We start from the raw sequence: 16,433 nt of genomic DNA, 5'->3' as shown, positions 1-16,433 counted from the left end.
CGAGGATACAGTTCATGGAGCAACGTGGCGTTACGCTCTGGTTTACAGGATTGAGCGGGGCAGGAAAAACGACGATTAGCGAAGCGGTTTCCGAGAAGCTGCGATCGCAAGGTTATAAATTCGAGGTATTAGACGGCGATATCGTGCGTCAAAACCTGACAAAAGGGCTAGGATTTAGCAAAGAAGATCGCGATGAAAATATCCGACGCATCGGCTTTGTCGCCCATCTATTAACCCGCAATGATGTTATCGTTATCGTCTCGGCAATTTCTCCTTATCGGGAAATTCGCGATGAAGTGCGCGGGCGCATCGGCGATTTTGTAGAAGTCTTTGTCAATGCTCCCCTAGAAGTTTGCGAGTCGCGAGATGTAAAAGGGCTTTACAAACGAGCCAGAGCGGGCGAAATCAAAGGATTTACCGGCATTGACGATCCCTACGAACCCCCCCTCAACCCCGAAATCGAATGCCGCACCGATAAGGAAGAATTAGAGGAAAGCGTCGCTAAAGTGTTCGATAAGTTGAAAGAACTGGGCTATCTGAGCAGTTAATCGTTAACAGCGAACTGTTAACAGGTGTAGGGGGAGTATTCCCTCTCTTTAACTGAAAGCCAAAAAATAGGGGCGAATTAGATTTTCGCCCCCGCAGCTAGCAATTCCCACCACGTCCATTTTGTCAAGAGCGAGTCGTTGACCGGCTCTCTAGGAGGTTTCAGGACTTCTTTTATCGATACGATTGTGTTTGTGAAATGCGATCTGCGATCGCCAAATTAATGAAACCATTAGTGCTTGGTGTCAGTGGTGCGAGCGGCTTAATTTACGCCGTGCGCGCCGTTAAATATTTACTCGAGGCAGACTACCAAGTCGAATTAGTCGCTTCGAGGGCGAGTTATCGCGTTTGGCAAGAAGAATCCCAAACGCGAATGCCCCCCGATCCCGACGAACAGGAACAGTTCTGGCGCGAGCGGGCAGGAGTAGCAACGGGCGGCAAGTTGCGCTGCCACCGCTACGATGATGTCGGGGCGAATATTGCCAGCGGTTCGTTTCGTACCTTGGGAATGTTAGTAATGCCGTGCAGCATGAGTACGGTTGCGAAAATTGCCGCCGGTTTGAGTTCCGACTTATTAGAACGCGCTGCCGACGTTCAAATTAAGGAAGGCAAAAAATTAGTGTTAGTCCCGCGCGAAACACCTTTCAGTCTCATTCATTTACGCAACTTAACAGCCCTAGCAGAGGTCGGCGTGAGAATCGTTCCAGCGATTCCAGCTTGGTATCATAACCCCCAAACGATTGAAGATTTGGTAGATTTTGTAGTAGCGCGCGCTTTGGATTCGTTCGAGATTGATTGCGTTCCTCTGTCCCGTTGGAAGAATGAGTGATGAATTATGAATTATGAGTTATGAATGGGGGATAAATTATAAATGATGGATTGGGAGAATGCAAAAACTCACTGAGTTCCAATTTTTTAATTTTTAACTTTTAATTTTTAATTCCGATGAGACTTTTTATTTTACTGGTTCTAGTAGGAGGCGTAGTTCTGCTAGTTCTCCAGAACGGACAGTTTCAGGCGTTAATGCTGTTTGGTTACGCACTACCCGCACTGCCGGTTGCAGTGTGGATGGCGGGCGCGATCGCGGCGGGCATTCTCACCAGTACAATCTTACAATTACTCAACTATCGCCCAAAATTTGCCCTGCGCGCCGATCCTCCTCCCCCTTCAAAATCGCCGCGTCGAGAAGGGGATTTACCGCCGGATGCGCGAGAACCGATTCCCCAACGTCCCCCCGAACGAGTTCGAGACTCTGTACGTCCGCCTCAATCTCCTAACTCAGATTGGGATGCCCCCTCAACCCCGCGTAATGAAAGCTGGGACGAACCCGTAGCGCGCGCTAAGCCCAGTCCCCGCAAAGAAATGCGCCCCAAACCGCCCGTCACCCCACCCAATCCACCGCGAGAGCGTCGCGAATCGGTACCGACGGATAATACAGTCTTCGATGCCAATTATCGGGTTATCGATCCTCCCATTTCCGAAAAACCTGCAAACTCTGTCAGCGATGAAGATTGGGGTTTTGATGATGATGAATTTGAGTCGGAGTATCGACAACAATTCCGCGATCGCGATGCTTAAAATTAAGAGGGGCGATCGCAACATTATCTAGAATTAGTATCACCGCATCGCAATACCGGGAGCATACGCTTCGACAACTCTTCCGGTTCGCGCGCAACTAACCATCAGATAATCGCAAGTCGAGCATTGCGTCTGTACGATAGAACTCGGCTTAATGTAATGCCGTTCTGCACGACTTCCACAATTCGGACAGCAAACTTTAACAATTGTTTTCATTACTATTATCCCCTTTTCAAAAAAATAAATAAAAAAGTTACACTAAAGACAAAACTATCCGGAATTCCACCGATACAGCTTCCCGTATTTCTACTGAATAGAGCTTTACCTTTATCTCAATATAAACTTAGAAAGCAAATCAATATTGACTATATTAGCAGCGATCCCAAGCCAGTCTCGATCGTTTCTTCTGTGCTTTTTTTTGCTGAAATCGGCGCTATTTAAGGAAACTTTGCAGCACTCCTCCAAAAAATCGCCTTTAACATTTTTTAATGTCAGCTTAATTTTAATTGACATCCTTCGCGCCAAAGTTCGGCGGCACTAGCTTCTTACTTACTCTGTAAGAATTCAACACTTGATAAGGCTTTCTGAACGTCCAATGCGATTAAGCGATCGATCGACTGATACATCCAAGAAATCCCAACAACGATATCTTTATGCGTCTTTTGGAAGCCCATCGCCGCCGCCAATTGCTCCAAAATCGGATGAATTGTCAGACCAAAAATATCGCACAAGTTCGGAAAATCTTCCTGCATTCGACGGACGGTTTGTTGGCAATCTTCGGCTAATTGACACGCTTGAGGATACTTCATATAAGGACTGTCTATCGACCAACTGCGGATAAAAATGGCAGTACAATCGAGATCGCCGATGGGCGCGACAGCAATCGGATCTTCTTCTTCCGTCGAACTCAAATGCAGGCTGATGCGGGGCGGTAGAAAAAAGTTCTGCTCCGATTCCACTGACGTAGGATAAAAGACATAGAAACCAACGGGATTAGAATTATCGCAACGCCGCAACACCCGCATTCCCCGAGGATATTGGCGCGCCCACTGACGCAGACGGCGAGCAATGCGATGGGGAACTGCTGCCGTGTTGTTATTCATCCAGTTATAGTTTCGGGCCAAAAAATTAGCAACGAGAATAGCATCGCTTCGAGCATCGAAGTCATCGACTTGAAACGTTAAGGCGCTTTGCACTGCTGGGGAAGCGGCGAGTTGGGGTAAGGGGTTGACTTGCAAAGAAATCGTGTTGCCGTCAAATTCTTTATTAATTAACCCCAGCGCGACTAACTTATCGAGAATCATTCCCGCCGAACGTTCGCTACCCCGTTCCTTCCCCGCATAGAAAACCGCCGCTGCTTCGCGATGGGTACAAGAAATCCAGCCTTCCGGCAGTTTCAGTTCGGGTAAAGGGCGTTGGAGAGCGGGTTCGACGGCTTGGTGCTGCTTGAGAAAGAGATAAATCCACAGACGCACGAAATATTCAGCGCGACAGCGGGTTAAGCCGACGGGACGGCGTGCGGGGTTCATTAAGAGTGCAACTTGCTCTGACTGACGCTCGGGCGCAAACCAGAGATCGATGAATTCGGGCGCTATTTCGGAATCGGAGGGGCGCTGGAGGTTGGGAGCGGTCATGAGTTGAGAAAGGATAGGCGGCTCGATACCTTTCATTTTAAGCGCGCTTGCACCCCGCTCTTTTTAAAAAACTTCACCTTACTTCAGGGGGGTTCGCAGAAGAACGGGTTGCCACCTCTGACTAACCTCCCCTCCTTGCAGTTACCTAATCTGTTTCCAGAGAATGGATTCATCAGAAATTCACAAAAGCACCCGCCCGACAGAATCCGCAAAACGGATCGCGCCTTAGCAACTCTGGCGAAGCGATCGGGACGCGGTATCTAAGAAGCAGCAATTCAAGGAGACTCAATCTGTGTTTGTCAGCGTACCCATCTCTATCCCAATGGATCGACCGATCTTTCTCCAAGCCATCCTCGAAGGTCTCGTTGATGGTATCGCCATTTTCAGCGATCGCGGCGAACTCATCCATGCTAACAAAAAAGCTCGGACGTTGTGCCAGCAACTCCCCCCTAATCCCGCTCATCCCTACGGCATTCCCCAAGCGATTTTACAGATCTGTCACGCTTTAATCGAAGGACATCAGCTTTGGGGCGATCGCATTTTAGCCATCGAGTCTGAAGTAAACGCTTCGCCCTCCAATACATTGCGCCTGCGCGGACGGTGGGTACAGTGGGAAGCCAACGAACCCGCCTATGTTTCCATCACCCTCGAGGATAGCTGCCACCCCCTACAAAAGCCTGAAATTGACGACAGCGAAAAGTACGGTCTCACGCCACGAGAAACTGAAGTCTGGTCGCTGCGATGCGCCCACTACTCCTATAAAGAAATCGGTGCAAAACTGTATATTTCAGAAAATACGGTCAAAAAACATCTGAAAAATATCAGAGTTAAGCAAAAAGCCTTCTTCGGAAAGAAAAATCATGATTCTGAGGACTAAATCGCCATTTTTCTAAGGAAGTGGGAGCATCTCGTTTGTTACAAAAACCGACACTTTACGTGAGGTCAATCGAGACGGCGTTCCGGTACTTGCGGCGAGCGAACGGGTTTTGGCGCGCCGCTACGCGGAACCTCTGCGGGAGCGCGACAGGCAAGATACCGAATCGGAAAACTTAAAATATTCTCCCTAAACTTCACAAATTTTTTCCTGAATTTCAATCTTCACTGTTGTGGTTTTACAGTATGCAAGCGCAATTATCTCGCGTTCGCTCTCGTAAACTCTTGAATCCTTCTCATCGGGGAGCATCTCTACTTTATCTACCCGAGGAGGATCGATCTGTGGCTACTCAAGGTCTGAAATTTATCTTACAACTTGCCCAAACAATTAACCCCCAAATCAAGCCCGAACAACCTTTAGAACTCGATTTAAACCAGTTGCGTCATTTACCCCAGGGAACCCTAGGACGCGAAGTTGCCCGCTTTCTTGACGAACATGGCTTTGAACCGCTCAACTCCGGGGATTGGATTCAGCGCAGCCACGATGTTTGGCACGTTTTAACGGGATTATCTCCCTCTGCTGAAGACGAACTTATCCTCCAAGCATTCACCCGCGCGCAATTATTTCGTCCTTCCTGCGCTGTTCTCGTACTGCTCGGACTTTTAACTAGACGATGCAGTTTGGGCGATATCCTGAAGGCAATTCATTACAGTCGATTGAGCGATCGTTTGGTTGAATGGAACATTGAAGAAGACTGGACAACGCCGCTGGGCGAAGTTCGCAATAAGCTCGGTGTTGTTCCTTTTTAACAGGACGTATTATACGCGAGTTCGATGGAAAACCTGAATTTTGAGCCTTGCCATGAAAGAAGCAGGTTTTCAGGTTCCGTCGAACTCACGGATGAAGAGTTATGATTGAATGCGTTATGCCTCTGATAACTCTTCATTCATCGTTATTAATTTCTGATGTTTAAACGGATCGAACCTAAGCCCGGTCAAGAGTCTGTGTGGGACTACCCGCGCCCCCCGCGCCTCGAACCTTCCACAAAACACATTCAAGTGATTTTTAACGGCATAACGCTTGCCGATAGTACCAAAACTTACCGAGTTTTAGAAACCAGTCATCCGCCCGGTTACTATATTCCCGCGACCGATATCAAAATGGAATATCTCACGCTTTCTCCTCGACAAACTTTCTGCGAGTGGAAGGGGGTTGCTCGTTATTACACTTTGCTGGCGGAAGACCGGAAAATTCCTAATGTAGGATGGAATTATCCTAGCCCGACGGAACGCTTTGCCGCCCTGAAGGATTGTATTGCTTTTTATCCGAGTCTTTTAGATGCTTGTTATGTCGATGGGGAACGAGTCCAAGCGCAGGAAGGAGATTTCTACGGCGGTTGGATTACTAACGATATTGTTGGGCCTTTTAAGGGGGGAATGGGGACTCTGAGTTGGTAAATCGCGATCGCAGGTTGGTTACTCTAGGTTGCCTCGGCTGACGGGAAGTGTAATCTCAAACGCCGTTCCTACGCCCACTTCCGATCGCAATTTTAACTGTCCGCCGTGCTTTTGTGCGATCGCTCGATGGCTAATCGCTAAACCTAAGCCCGTTCCCTTGCCCACCGGTTTGGTCGTGAAAAATTCTTCAAAAATTTTCGCTTGAATTTGGGGTGAAATTCCCATCCCATTGTCGGCAATAATAATCGCGATCGCGCGATCGTCTTCCGGTCTTTCTACCGTCCGGGTCGAAATTGTGATTTGTGGCTGCCATTGCGGATCTTTTTCGATTTCCTGACGTTCCATTAAAGTATCGATCGCGTTTGCCAGCAAATTCATAAAAACTTGACTCAATTGTCCGGGATAACACTCAATTTCGGGTAACTCTTCGTAATCTCGAATCACCTCGATCGCATTTTTAATTTGATTGTGAAGAATCAGCAGCGTTCCTTCAATGCAGCTTGTAAGATTGATGACTTGGCGTTTTTTATCATCGACTCTAGCAAAATTGCGTAACCCCGTTACCAAATGCGTTAAGCGTTCTGCACTCACCTGCATCGTTTCCACAATCTTTGGTAAATCTTCCAGGAGATATTCGAGTTCGATTTCTTCCTCAAAATCGGCAATCGTTGCGGATTTTATTGTAACTCCCGCTTGATATAACTTCAGTAAGTCAATTAAATTCTTAGAGTATTCATCGATAAATTCGAGATTGCCGTCGATCGAATTAACGGGGTTGCGAATTTCGTGAGCGACTCCTGCCATTGCTCGCCCTAAACTCGCCATTTTTTCGGTTTGAATGCGGTGCGCATAAGTTTTTTCATCGAGCAATTGACTGGTTAACTCATGAATTCTTGATTGCGCCATTAAAAGTTGATGAATGTCAAGCAGTAAATAACCCCCATTTTTCCCCTCCACAACAATCGGTTCGTAGAGTAATTCCGTCGGGCGTTCGAGGGATTTGCGCGCTGCTTCGACGATGCTTGTATCGCCCTTTAAGATTAAGATTTGGGTTTGGGTAAAACTGTAGAGAGAATTGAGAGAGCGTTTATAAAAAAGATCGAGGCTGTAGGGGCGACTCATGTGTTCCCAGAAACGCCACCGCGAAATCATCCCCTGGAATTCCCCCCCGCGATCGACTAAAATAATTCCCGGTAACGATAAGTCATTTTGGAAGCGGTGGATAACTTCTTTCCCCTGGCAGGTAATATCAATCTGACTTTCGTATAGGAGCAAACTTTCTAAAGTCGAGTCAATCTCCAGCTTTTCAAGACGAGCAAAAAGCTTTGGGGTAGTTTCGCCAGCGTCTGACATTGCTTCGAGCATAAACAAATTAGAGTTTTTCAATTATTCATGATAATTGACTATAGCTTTCGTTTCAATTTCCGCTCGCGCCCTGATTTAGAAGTTTGTTTCATTTTATAATACCGCGTTACCCTAAAATCGACAAGCCTCTTTAGCGAGCTTTAAGCTTAAAATTGAATAACCTTAACCCGACATTAACCCGAATTTAATCTCGAAAAAGAGCATTCATTTTTTTAATAAAAATCGAAAAATCTGGCTTTGCTAGAATTGCAGTAAAAGCAAACAGGCATTCACTCCTTCTTTTTTACAAACGATTCTCAAGAAACTTCCGATCTTGAAAAAGGAAGCTGTTGCTATAATTTAATTTTAGAAACCGCCCGCCCTTGGCAAAGGAGTATCTTATGTCTGCCATCGCTCCCCAACTCCCAGAAACGATCGCACCCGAAGTCGTTGAGAAAAAAGTCTGGACTGATGCAGAGTTTATGGCGCTCAATGATGGACATCGCTACGAAATCGTGAATGGAGAACTAATTGATATGGGTAATTCAGGAGCATTACACGGGTATACTTGTAGCCTTCTTTTAGGCGCTCTGCTCAATTATGTCGTACAAAAAAAACTAGGAGTAATCCTTGATTCCAGCACTGCTTTTAAAATGAAAAATGGTAATAAACGTTCTCCCGATCTTGCTTTTTTTTCTAAGGAACGCTTGCAAGGACTAACCGAACTCCCTTCTGGATTTCTCGAAGGCGCGCCCGATTTAGCCGTTGAAGTTCTCTCTCCTGGAAATACCGTCGAAGAAATTGACGCTAAAGTTGCTGAATATTTCGAGAATGGGAGTCGCTTGGTTTGGGTGGTTAGCCCGACTCAACACTATATTCTCGTCTATCGTTCGGGCAAAGAACCCGATCGCCTGCTAAAATCTACCGATAGTCTCGATGGCGAAGAAGTTGTTCCCGGATTTACGTTTCCGGTGGCAGAACTCTTTCAAAAGCTTTCATTTTAACCGCTCATGACTGAAAAATCATACGTTTTTTCGGAGACCCAGGCGATTCCCGAGAAAGAGCGTCTAGAAACCCTTCAGTTAATTTTCGATCCGGACACGCATTCTTACCTTCAACAAATCGGGATTGAGAAGGGATGGAATTGCTTAGAGGTTGGTGCTGGTGCCGGTTCGATTATGCACTACCTTTGCGATCGCGTTGACGAATCCGGGCGCGTAGTTGCTGTAGATATAGACCCTCGTTTTATTGAGGCAACTCAACGCTCTAACTTAGAAATTCGTCGTTTGGATATTGTCACGACTGAATTAGAACCGAATTGCTACGATCTCGTTCACGTTCGTGCGGTTTTAATGCACCTTTGCGATCGCGATTCAGCCATTAAAAATCTTTTTCAGGCACTCAAACCGGGGGGATGGCTTTTAGTTGAAGAACCCGATTTTACCCATGCCCTACCCGTTGAAACAGAAAGTCCAAACGGGCAATGTATCGCACGAGTTTTTGAGGCAACCCGAAAACTTTATGAAACTCTAGGAGTCGATCCTTATTTCGGACGGAAATTGCCTCTAATTTTCAATTCTTTTAATTTTGAAGCCCTTGATACGGCGACCAATACTGCTTTGTTTCAGGGAGGCTCGCAGCGAGCTAAAATTTGGAAAATGGCAATAGAAAGCATCGGACAACGAGCGATCGATACTGATTTTTGTAGCAGTCGGGACGTAGCTAATTTTCTTCAACTTATCGACGATCCGGCGGTTTGGATGTTAGATTATGCGATTATGGCAGTCTGGGGAAAAAAATCGGCATCGTGAACTACCTTGCTCATATTCGGCTTGCTGAAAATACCCCCGAATCTCAATTGGGAAATTTTCTAGGCGATTTTGTAAAAGGACCGTTGGAGGACTATCAAAATTGCTATAGTGCCGAAATTTTAAAGGGAATTGCAACCCATCGCCAGATCGATTGTTTTACCGATCGCCACCCACTCTATCTTCAAAGTCGGCGCTTATTAGGCGATCGCTATTTTCGCTTTTCTGGCATCATTATTGATATCGCTTACGACCACTTTTTATCAAAACATTGGCAACTATTCGCAGCTTCACAGTTGGATGATTTTGTCAATGATTTTTACGATAATTTACAAGCAAATCGCTCGATTTTACCGCCGAAAGCACGCGCGATCGCTCCCAAAGTTGTTCTTGAAAATTGGCTCGCCTCTTACCAAACTTTAGCCGGAGTCAATCGAACGCTCGCTCGTATTTCTCGGCGTTTAAAGCGAGCCAATCCTTTAGCAACGGCATCTGAGGAACTTGCCGAACATTACGAAGCTTTAGAAGCGGGATTTTTGCAATTTTTTCCGGAGGCGATCGCTTATGCCGAAATCCTTCAAAAGTCGCCTTTTCAGCAGCCCAGTTCTGAATCTGCCCTTGAGTTATCCATCAATCTCCAGTCTCTTCATCGTAAAAAGTAGCGATCGGGAAATTCAAGTATTTTCAGGGCAGTCATAATTAAGAGACCGAGCTTTGGTTGATTCTACTCTTGAGGATCGACATACTCATTCTCCATTCGCAAGCGCACCGATTCGCCGTGCGAGTGCAATCCTTCCGCTCGCGCGAGGATTTGAATCGCACTCGACATTTTCTGTAAAGCTTGGGGCGAATACTGAATCAAACTCGAATGTTTGATGAAAGTTTCTACCCCCAACGCTGAGGCATAACGCGCGGCTCCGGAGGTGGGCAAAGTATGATTGGGGCCTGCTAAATAATCCCCTACAGCTTCGGGTGTGGAATTACCTAAAAAGATAGCTCCGGCGTGGCGAATTTTCTCCAAAAGTTCCCAGGGTTCTTCGACTTCGAGTTCGAGGTGTTCTGGGGCGAAAAGGTTAGAGAGTTCGGCGGCAGTTTCGAGGGTATCGACAACAATAATTAAACCGTAGTGGGCGACGGCTTTTTCGGCGAGCAGTTTGCGGGGATGATCGTTGAGTTGTTTGCTGACTTCAGTTTGGACTTTGCTGGCGAGGTCGGAATCGGTAGCGATTAAGATTGCAGCCGCCATCGGGTCGTGTTCGGCTTGGGCGAGCAAGTCGGCGGCGACGTGGACGGGATTGGCTTGGCGATCGGCGATAATCAGGACTTCGGAAGGTCCGGCTAAGGAATCGATGCCAACTTTTCCGTAAACGGTTTTTTTGGCGAGGGTAACGTAAATGTTGCCCGGACCGGTGATGACATCGACGGCGGGAATGGTTTCAGTCCCGTAGGCGAGGGCGGCAATGGCTTGCGCGCCGCCAATGCGATAAATTTCGGTTACGCCTGCTTCTTGGGCAGCGACGAGGACGGCTGCGGGGAGCTTGCCGTTTTCTCCCGGCGGCGTAACCATGACGATCTTAGGAACTTTTGCCACTTTTGCGGGAATGGCGTTCATCAGTACCGTACTGGGGTAGGCAGCACGCCCGCCGGGAACATAGAGTCCCGCGCGATCGACGGGGGTATAGCGCTTGCCTAATACCGCCTCGTTTTCGTCGAAATGCACCCAAGATTTGGGAACGCGCAGGCGATGAAAGGCTTCGATTTGCTCGCGAGCGAGGGAGATCGCTTCGAGCAATTCTTTGGAGACCTGCTGATAGGCCGCGTCGAGTTCGGAGCCGCTGACGCGCAGTTGTTCGCGCGTGAGGGACTGACCGTCAAACTCGAGGGTGTAATCGAGCAGGGCTTTATCGCCTTGACGTTGCACGGTTTGAATGATTTCTCGAACCGTGGCTTCTTTATGAAGAATTTCGACGCTGTAGGCGCGATCGCTGATTCGACGCAGTTCCGACCGGGCTTCAGCTTCTTGAGTGATGATTCGCAGCATTGAGTTAGAATGCCTATTCTCGCGACTTCCCTTGGTGAGTGAGGAACTGGCATTTGATTCAACTTCGCGGAAGAAAAATGCCCCGAACCCCTACTCTCTCTTATAGCTTATCGCGGATTTTTGCCAGAAGGCGCGATTGGCGCGATCGAAGTTGAATCTGATGTTGTAGGATCGAGAAGACCTTCCGATTCGATCTTAAATTGACCTTGTTGGGATGGCATTAACAGTGCTATAATATTTTCCCTTAAGTTTGTGCGATCGCAAGTTAATTTTTCTCCAGAGCAGTAAAAACGGTGGCTAACAGCAAATCTGCAACCAAACGAATTCAAATCGCCGAAAGAAATCGGCTGCGCAATAAAGCTTATAAATCATCAGTGAGAACCCTGATGAAGAAATGTCTGACGCGGGTGGATCGCTACGCAGCGAACCCGACTTCAGAGTTATCCGAACAAGTGCAGGAATCGCTATCGGAAGCTTATCAGAAGATCGATAAGGCCGTGGCGCGCGGAGTCTTTCACGCCAATAACGGGGCGAGAAAGAAATCTCGCTTGGCTCGCGCGCTGAAAAAAGCAGCCCCCGCTTCTTGAGGTCGATCGCGGGGGAATATTAGCTTCCGACAGCGATCGTTCGTTATAGTGCTCAATAGCGATCCCCCAAACGGATCGATTGCAAATGCGAAATCCTAAATGCAGCTAATCGATACCCACGTCCACATCAATTTTGAAGTTTTTCAGCAAGAGTTGGACGCGATTCAAGATCGCTGGCGAGAAGCGGGAGTGGTGGGCCTAGTTCACTCCTGCGTCGAGCCGAGCGAGTTTGAAAGTATCCGAAGCTTAGCGGATCGCTTTACCGAGATGCGTTTTGCGATCGGGCTGCATCCGTTGGATGCCCAGCGATGGACGAATCGGAGCGAGGGCGAAATCTTAGCCCTAGCAAAGTCGGATCCTCGCGTGGTCGCGATCGGCGAAACCGGCTTAGACTTCTATAAAGCTGAAAATGAAGAGCATCAAAAAGAGGTTTGTCGAGCGCAGTTGGGCATTGCCCTGGCGCTCGATAAACCTGTCATTATTCATTGTCGCGAGGCAGCATTAGCGCTAAAAAACTTGTTTAGAGAAATCGACAATCCGAACCTGCGCGGTGTCATGCACTGTTGGGGGGGAACGCCGGAAGAAACGCAGTGGTTTCTCGATCTGGGCTTTTATATCAGCTTCAGCGGCATTGTCACCTTTAAAAATGCGATCGCGGTGCAAGAATCCGCCCGACTCGTTCCGAACGATCGCTTGTTAATCGAAACCGACTGTCCCTTCCTCGCCCCCCATCCCAAACGCGGCAAGCGCAACGAACCCGCCTACGTTTACTACGTGGCGGAAAAATTAGCAGAACTGCGGGGAACGTCCCTCGAAGCGCTAGCCGCCCAAACCACGAGCAATGCCTGTAAACTCTTTGGATTAGACGATCTCGCGATCGCCCGAGCCTAACTCAACGCTCAACCGCGCGATCGCCCCTAAAAAAAGAGAACCGACAGCAAGCAAACCCTTCGGGCAGCCCTCAATCCTCCCCCAGAAGAATGGCTTAATTGCGAGCGCTCCCCGCCCAAACTCAAGCATCCAAATCCGAGCGAGCGAACTATGACAAACTTAACCTATAATTTGCTTCCCGACCTGATCGAAATTCAACGGTCTAGCTTCCGTTGGTTCCTCGAAACCGGACTAATCGAAGAACTCAGCAGTTTCTCGCCGATTACCGACTATACCGGCAAGCTCGAACTGCACTTTATCGGCGACAACTATAAATTACACCAGCCTAAATACAGCGTAGACGAAGCCAAACGGCGCGATGCCAGTTACGCCGTGCAAATGTACGTTCCCACGCGCCTGATCAACCGCGAAACCGGCGAAATCATCGAACAGGAAGTCTTCATCGGCGACCTGCCCCTCATGACCGAGCGCGGAACCTTCATTATTAACGGCGCAGAACGGGTCATCGTCAACCAAATCGTGCGATCGCCCGGAGTTTACTACAAATCCGAAACCGACAAAAACGGTCGCCGCACCTACTCCGCCTCCCTCATCCCCAACCGAGGCGCTTGGCTTAAATTTGAAACCGACAAAAACGACCTCGTGTGGGTGCGCATCGACAAAACCCGCAAACTCTCCGCCCAAGTCCTACTCAAAGCCATCGGACTGGCCGATAACGAGATCCTCGACGCGCTGCGCCACCCCGACTACTACCAAAAAACCCTCGACAAAGAAGGCAACCCCAGCGAAGAAGAAGCCTTAATGGAACTCTACCGGAAACTGCGTCCGGGAGAACCTCCCACCGTCTCCGGCGGGAAACAACTGCTCGAATCGCGCTTCTTCGACAACAAACGCTACGACCTCGGTAAAGTCGGCCGCTACAAGCTCAACAAAAAACTGCGCTTGAACGTCCCCGACACCATGCGCGTCCTGACCCCAACTGATATTCTCGCCGCGATCGACTACCTCATCAACCTCGAATTCGACTCCGGTAGCACCGACGACATCGACCACCTCGGCAACCGCCGCGTCCGCTCCGTCGGCGAACTCCTGCAAAACCAAGTCCGCGTCGGCCTCAACCGCCTCGAGCGCATCATCCGCGAGCGCATGACCGTATCCGAAGCCGGTTCCCTCAGCCCCGCCTCCTTGGTCAACCCCAAACCCTTAGTCGCCGCCATCAAAGAATTCTTCGGATCCTCCCAACTCTCCCAGTTCATGGATCAAACCAATCCTCTGGCTGAGTTGACCCACAAACGCCGCCTCTCTGCCCTCGGCCCTGGAGGACTCACCCGCGAGCGGGCGGGCTTCGCCGTGCGCGACATTCACCCCTCCCACTACGGACGAATCTGTCCGGTGGAAACCCCTGAAGGGCCCAACGCAGGCTTAATCGGCTCGCTCGCCACCTACGCCCGCGTCAACGAATACGGCTTCATCGAAACCCCTTACTATCGCGTCGAGAACGGTCGAGTTCGCTACGACGAAGACGCTGTTTACCTCACCGCCGACGAAGAAGACGACTTGCAAGTCGCGCCGGGAGACTTGCGCGTTGATGAAACTGGAAACATCCAAGGGCCGCAAGTTCCAGTGCGCTATCGGCAGGAATTCTCCACCACCACCCCCGAACAGGTGGATTACGTCGCCGTTTCGCCGATGCAAATCGTCTCGGTAGCAACCTCCCTAATTCCCTTCCTCGAACACGACGACGCGAACCGCGCCCTGATGGGTTCTAATATGCAGCGGCAAGCCGTTCCCTTATTGCGCCCCGAACGCCCCCTCGTCGGAACCGGACTCGAAGCCCAAGCCGCACGAGACTCCGGGATGGTTGTGGTTTCCCAACACTACGGAGTCGTTACCTACGTCGATGCCGAGCGTATTCGGGTGCGAGTTAACGAATCGGATGCCGATTCAGTTACGGCTCTTGAAACCACAGGCGATGAAGGCGTAACCGCTTCGATGAATAACGGCAGCAGCAAAGCGCCGATTGAAATCGAGTACGAACTGCAAAAATACCAGCGCTCCAACCAAGATACCTGCTTGAACCAGCGCCCTCTGGTTTACATCGGCGAACCCGTCGTTCCCGGTCAAGTGCTAGCAGACGGTTCGGCAACCGAAGGCGGCGAACTCGCCCTCGGTCAGAACATCCTCGTTACCTATATGCCGTGGGAAGGCTACAACTACGAAGATGCCATCCTGATTAGCGAGCGCTTGGTGATGGATGACGTTTATACCAGCATCCACGTCGAGAAATACGAAATCGAAGCGCGACAAACCAAACTCGGCCCCGAAGAAGTGACGCGCGAAATCCCTAACGTCGGTGAAGATTCGTTAAGAAACCTTGACGAACGCGGCATTATCCGGGTCGGGGCTTGGGTCGAAGCCGGAGATATTTTGGTTGGGAAAGTCACCCCCAAAGGCGAATCCGACCAACCCCCCGAAGAAAAACTGCTGCGCGCGATTTTCGGCGAAAAAGCGCGGGATGTGCGGGATAACTCCCTGCGGGTTCCCAACGGCGAAAAAGGTCGAGTAGTAGACGTGCGGGTGTTTACGCGCGAACAAGGCGACGAACTCCCCCCCGGCGCGAATATGGTCGTCCGCGTTTACGTCGCCCAGAAACGCAAAATCCAAGTCGGCGATAAAATGGCCGGTCGCCACGGGAATAAAGGGATTATTTCGCGAATTCTGCCGATGGAAGATATGCCCTACCTTCCCGACGGTCGCCCCATCGATATTGTCCTCAACCCCTTGGGCGTACCGTCGCGGATGAACGTGGGACAGGTGTTTGAATGTCTGCTGGGTTGGGCGGGCGAGAACTTAGGCGTGCGCTTTAAGATGACCCCGTTTGACGAAATGTATGGGGAAGAAGCGTCTCGTTTGAGCGTCCACGGCAAGCTTATAGAGGCGAGTAACAAGCTGGGTAAAAATTGGGTGTTCGATCCCGAAAATGCTGGCAAAATTACCGTCTACGATGGTCGAACCGGCGAGGCGCTAGATCAACCGGTTACGGTGGGTATGGCTTATATGCTGAAACTGGTTCACTTAGTCGATGATAAGATTCACGCCCGTTCTACTGGACCGTACTCCTTGGTAACGCAACAGCCCCTCGGCGGTAAAGCCCAACAAGGCGGACAGCGTTTTGGAGAAATGGAGGTGTGGGCGCTAGAAGCTTACGGTGCGGCTTATATCTTGCAAGAATTGCTAACGGTGAAATCCGACGATATGCAAGGGCGCAACGAAGCGTTAAACGCGATCGTTAAAGGTAAGCCGATTCCGCGTCCGGGAACGCCCGAATCCTTCAAGGTATTGATGCGAGAACTGCAATCGTTAGGATTAGACATTGCCGTTCATAAAGTAGACAATGCCGATGATGGAACCTCCAACGATCTCGAGGTGGATTTGATGGCGGACACCGATCGCCGCCGCGCTCCGAGCCGTCCGACCTACGAATCTTTAACGGCTGAGGATCTACAAGAAGACGAGATTTAACGATCGCGTTTGAGGGGAAGCGCGATCGCGCTTCCCGGCTCGATTCTTCCCTTGACCGACCTAGGAAACGCTCGCCCTTACTTAGAAAGCTGGCGAGCGACGGCACCGCTCCAGAAACCCTTGGGAATTTCAAGGATGTTCTCGGTGCGAC

18 protein-coding genes are annotated in these 16,433 nt (G+C 49.5%); 12 read left to right on the top strand and 6 right to left on the bottom strand.

Annotation, left to right across the window (positions count from 1 at the left end; translation table 11 throughout):
- The first annotated feature begins 5 nt into the window (after window positions 1–5).
- The 3 genes from cysC to H6G50_RS17280 all read left to right on the top strand — a co-directional run bounded on the left by cysC (window position 6) and on the right by H6G50_RS17280 (window position 2,124).
- Window positions 6–548: an adenylyl-sulfate kinase gene (gene cysC / locus H6G50_RS17290; protein ID WP_347239958.1), complete on the top strand. Its 543-nt coding sequence runs from the start codon at window positions 6–8 to the stop codon at window positions 546–548.
- Window positions 549–745: 197 nt separating this feature from the next.
- Window positions 746–1,375, top strand: a complete 630-nt coding sequence (locus H6G50_RS17285; protein WP_199303141.1) for a flavin prenyltransferase UbiX — start codon at window positions 746–748, stop codon at window positions 1,373–1,375.
- Between the two features lie 116 nt (window positions 1,376–1,491).
- Entirely contained in the window at window positions 1,492–2,124 is a 633-nt protein-coding gene (locus H6G50_RS17280) for a hypothetical protein (protein ID WP_190718891.1), read from the top strand.
- Between the two features lie 39 nt (window positions 2,125–2,163).
- Here H6G50_RS17280 and H6G50_RS17275 read toward each other — a convergent pair whose 3' ends face one another.
- Window positions 2,164–2,340: a replication restart DNA helicase PriA gene (locus tag H6G50_RS17275; RefSeq protein WP_190718889.1), complete on the bottom strand. Its 177-nt coding sequence runs from the start codon at window positions 2,338–2,340 to the stop codon at window positions 2,164–2,166.
- 329 nt (window positions 2,341–2,669) lie between these two features.
- Window positions 2,670–3,794: a hypothetical protein gene (locus tag H6G50_RS17270; protein ID WP_242032870.1), complete on the bottom strand. Its 1,125-nt coding sequence runs from the start codon at window positions 3,792–3,794 to the stop codon at window positions 2,670–2,672.
- Between the two features lie 286 nt (window positions 3,795–4,080).
- On the opposite strand from H6G50_RS17270, the gene H6G50_RS17265 reads away from it, so the two are divergent.
- Window positions 4,081–4,635, top strand: a complete 555-nt coding sequence (locus H6G50_RS17265) for a helix-turn-helix transcriptional regulator (RefSeq protein ID WP_190718886.1) — start codon at window positions 4,081–4,083, stop codon at window positions 4,633–4,635.
- Window positions 4,636–4,700: 65 nt separating this feature from the next.
- On the opposite strand, the gene H6G50_RS24480 is transcribed toward H6G50_RS17265, so the two are convergent.
- Window positions 4,701–4,832: a hypothetical protein gene (locus H6G50_RS24480; RefSeq protein WP_277882703.1), complete on the bottom strand. Its 132-nt coding sequence runs from the start codon at window positions 4,830–4,832 to the stop codon at window positions 4,701–4,703.
- A 141-nt stretch (window positions 4,833–4,973) separates the two neighbouring features.
- On the opposite strand from H6G50_RS24480, the gene H6G50_RS17260 reads away from it, so the two are divergent.
- Together H6G50_RS17260 and H6G50_RS17255 are read left to right on the top strand one after the other, a co-directional pair.
- Window positions 4,974–5,441 (top strand): Coq4 family protein, encoded by a 468-nt coding sequence (locus tag H6G50_RS17260; protein ID WP_347239954.1) that lies wholly within the window; start codon window positions 4,974–4,976, stop codon window positions 5,439–5,441.
- Window positions 5,442–5,597: 156 nt separating this feature from the next.
- A complete protein-coding gene (locus tag H6G50_RS17255; RefSeq protein ID WP_190718880.1) occupies window positions 5,598–6,089 on the top strand; it encodes a DUF427 domain-containing protein in 492 nt (163 codons plus the stop codon).
- An 18-nt stretch (window positions 6,090–6,107) separates the two neighbouring features.
- On the opposite strand, the gene H6G50_RS17250 is transcribed toward H6G50_RS17255, so the two are convergent.
- The gene (locus tag H6G50_RS17250; RefSeq protein ID WP_242032869.1) at window positions 6,108–7,442 is read right to left on the bottom strand and encodes an ATP-binding protein; all 1,335 of its coding nucleotides are present in this window, start codon (window positions 7,440–7,442) and stop codon (window positions 6,108–6,110) included.
- Between the two features lie 392 nt (window positions 7,443–7,834).
- Between H6G50_RS17250 and H6G50_RS17245 the strand changes: the two genes are divergently transcribed.
- From H6G50_RS17245 to H6G50_RS24475, 3 genes are read left to right on the top strand one after another with little or no spacing between them, the layout of a single operon-like run.
- Entirely contained in the window at window positions 7,835–8,437 is a 603-nt protein-coding gene (locus tag H6G50_RS17245) for a Uma2 family endonuclease (RefSeq protein WP_190718877.1), read from the top strand.
- Window positions 8,438–8,443: 6 nt separating this feature from the next.
- Complete coding sequence (locus H6G50_RS17240; protein WP_190718874.1) at window positions 8,444–9,244, top strand: class I SAM-dependent methyltransferase; 801 nt, start codon at window positions 8,444–8,446, stop codon at window positions 9,242–9,244.
- Window positions 9,241–9,903, top strand: a complete 663-nt coding sequence (locus H6G50_RS24475) for an ACP phosphodiesterase (protein WP_190718871.1) — start codon at window positions 9,241–9,243, stop codon at window positions 9,901–9,903. Before H6G50_RS17240 ends, H6G50_RS24475 begins: the two co-directional genes overlap by 4 nt.
- Window positions 9,904–9,965: 62 nt before the next feature.
- Here H6G50_RS24475 and hisD read toward each other — a convergent pair whose 3' ends face one another.
- Complete coding sequence (gene hisD / locus H6G50_RS17230) at window positions 9,966–11,282, bottom strand: histidinol dehydrogenase (protein ID WP_190718868.1); 1,317 nt, start codon at window positions 11,280–11,282, stop codon at window positions 9,966–9,968.
- Between the two features lie 293 nt (window positions 11,283–11,575).
- Here hisD and rpsT point away from each other — a divergent pair, with 293 nt between their 5' ends.
- A complete protein-coding gene (gene rpsT / locus H6G50_RS17225; protein WP_190718865.1) occupies window positions 11,576–11,869 on the top strand; it encodes a 30S ribosomal protein S20 in 294 nt (97 codons plus the stop codon).
- A 99-nt stretch (window positions 11,870–11,968) separates the two neighbouring features.
- Entirely contained in the window at window positions 11,969–12,760 is a 792-nt protein-coding gene (locus H6G50_RS17220; RefSeq protein WP_190718862.1) for a TatD family hydrolase, read from the top strand.
- Here the strand turns inward: H6G50_RS17220 and H6G50_RS17215 are convergent.
- Window positions 12,731–12,889 carry a hypothetical protein gene (locus H6G50_RS17215; RefSeq protein ID WP_190718859.1) on the bottom strand — a complete coding sequence of 53 codons (159 nt, stop codon included), beginning with the start codon at window positions 12,887–12,889 and terminating at the stop codon, window positions 12,731–12,733. The genes H6G50_RS17220 and H6G50_RS17215 overlap by 30 nt on opposite strands.
- 21 nt (window positions 12,890–12,910) lie before the next feature.
- On the opposite strand from H6G50_RS17215, the gene rpoB reads away from it, so the two are divergent.
- On the top strand, window positions 12,911–16,282 hold the full coding sequence (gene rpoB / locus H6G50_RS17210) for a DNA-directed RNA polymerase subunit beta (RefSeq protein ID WP_190718856.1): 3,372 nt from the start codon (window positions 12,911–12,913) through the stop codon (window positions 16,280–16,282).
- Window positions 16,283–16,433 lie beyond the last annotated feature (151 nt).

The sequence above is a fragment of the Oscillatoria sp. FACHB-1406 genome (assembly GCF_014698145.1).
Classification (GTDB): domain Bacteria; phylum Cyanobacteriota; class Cyanobacteriia; order Cyanobacteriales; family Spirulinaceae; genus FACHB-1406.
Note: the sequence above shows the minus strand (reverse complement) of the source record. Positions and strands in the feature narration are given on the sequence as shown.

Coding starts and splice junctions, on each gene's coding strand:
- hisD (WP_190718868.1), bottom strand. CDS start 11,282: ATGCTGCGAATCATCACTCAAGAAGCTGAAGCCCGGTCGGAACTGCGT.
- H6G50_RS17245 (WP_190718877.1), top strand. CDS start 7,835: ATGTCTGCCATCGCTCCCCAACTCCCAGAAACGATCGCACCCGAAGTC.
- H6G50_RS17215 (WP_190718859.1), bottom strand. CDS start 12,889: ATGCTTGAGTTTGGGCGGGGAGCGCTCGCAATTAAGCCATTCTTCTGG.
- H6G50_RS17285 (WP_199303141.1), top strand. CDS start 746: ATGCGATCTGCGATCGCCAAATTAATGAAACCATTAGTGCTTGGTGTC.
- rpoB (WP_190718856.1), top strand. CDS start 12,911: ATGACAAACTTAACCTATAATTTGCTTCCCGACCTGATCGAAATTCAA.
- H6G50_RS17240 (WP_190718874.1), top strand. CDS start 8,444: ATGACTGAAAAATCATACGTTTTTTCGGAGACCCAGGCGATTCCCGAG.
- H6G50_RS17255 (WP_190718880.1), top strand. CDS start 5,598: ATGTTTAAACGGATCGAACCTAAGCCCGGTCAAGAGTCTGTGTGGGAC.
- H6G50_RS17265 (WP_190718886.1), top strand. CDS start 4,081: ATGGATCGACCGATCTTTCTCCAAGCCATCCTCGAAGGTCTCGTTGAT.
- H6G50_RS17250 (WP_242032869.1), bottom strand. CDS start 7,442: ATGTCAGACGCTGGCGAAACTACCCCAAAGCTTTTTGCTCGTCTTGAA.
- H6G50_RS17275 (WP_190718889.1), bottom strand. CDS start 2,340: ATGAAAACAATTGTTAAAGTTTGCTGTCCGAATTGTGGAAGTCGTGCA.
- H6G50_RS17280 (WP_190718891.1), top strand. CDS start 1,492: ATGAGACTTTTTATTTTACTGGTTCTAGTAGGAGGCGTAGTTCTGCTA.
- H6G50_RS17220 (WP_190718862.1), top strand. CDS start 11,969: ATGCAGCTAATCGATACCCACGTCCACATCAATTTTGAAGTTTTTCAG.
- H6G50_RS17270 (WP_242032870.1), bottom strand. CDS start 3,794: ATGAAAGGTATCGAGCCGCCTATCCTTTCTCAACTCATGACCGCTCCC.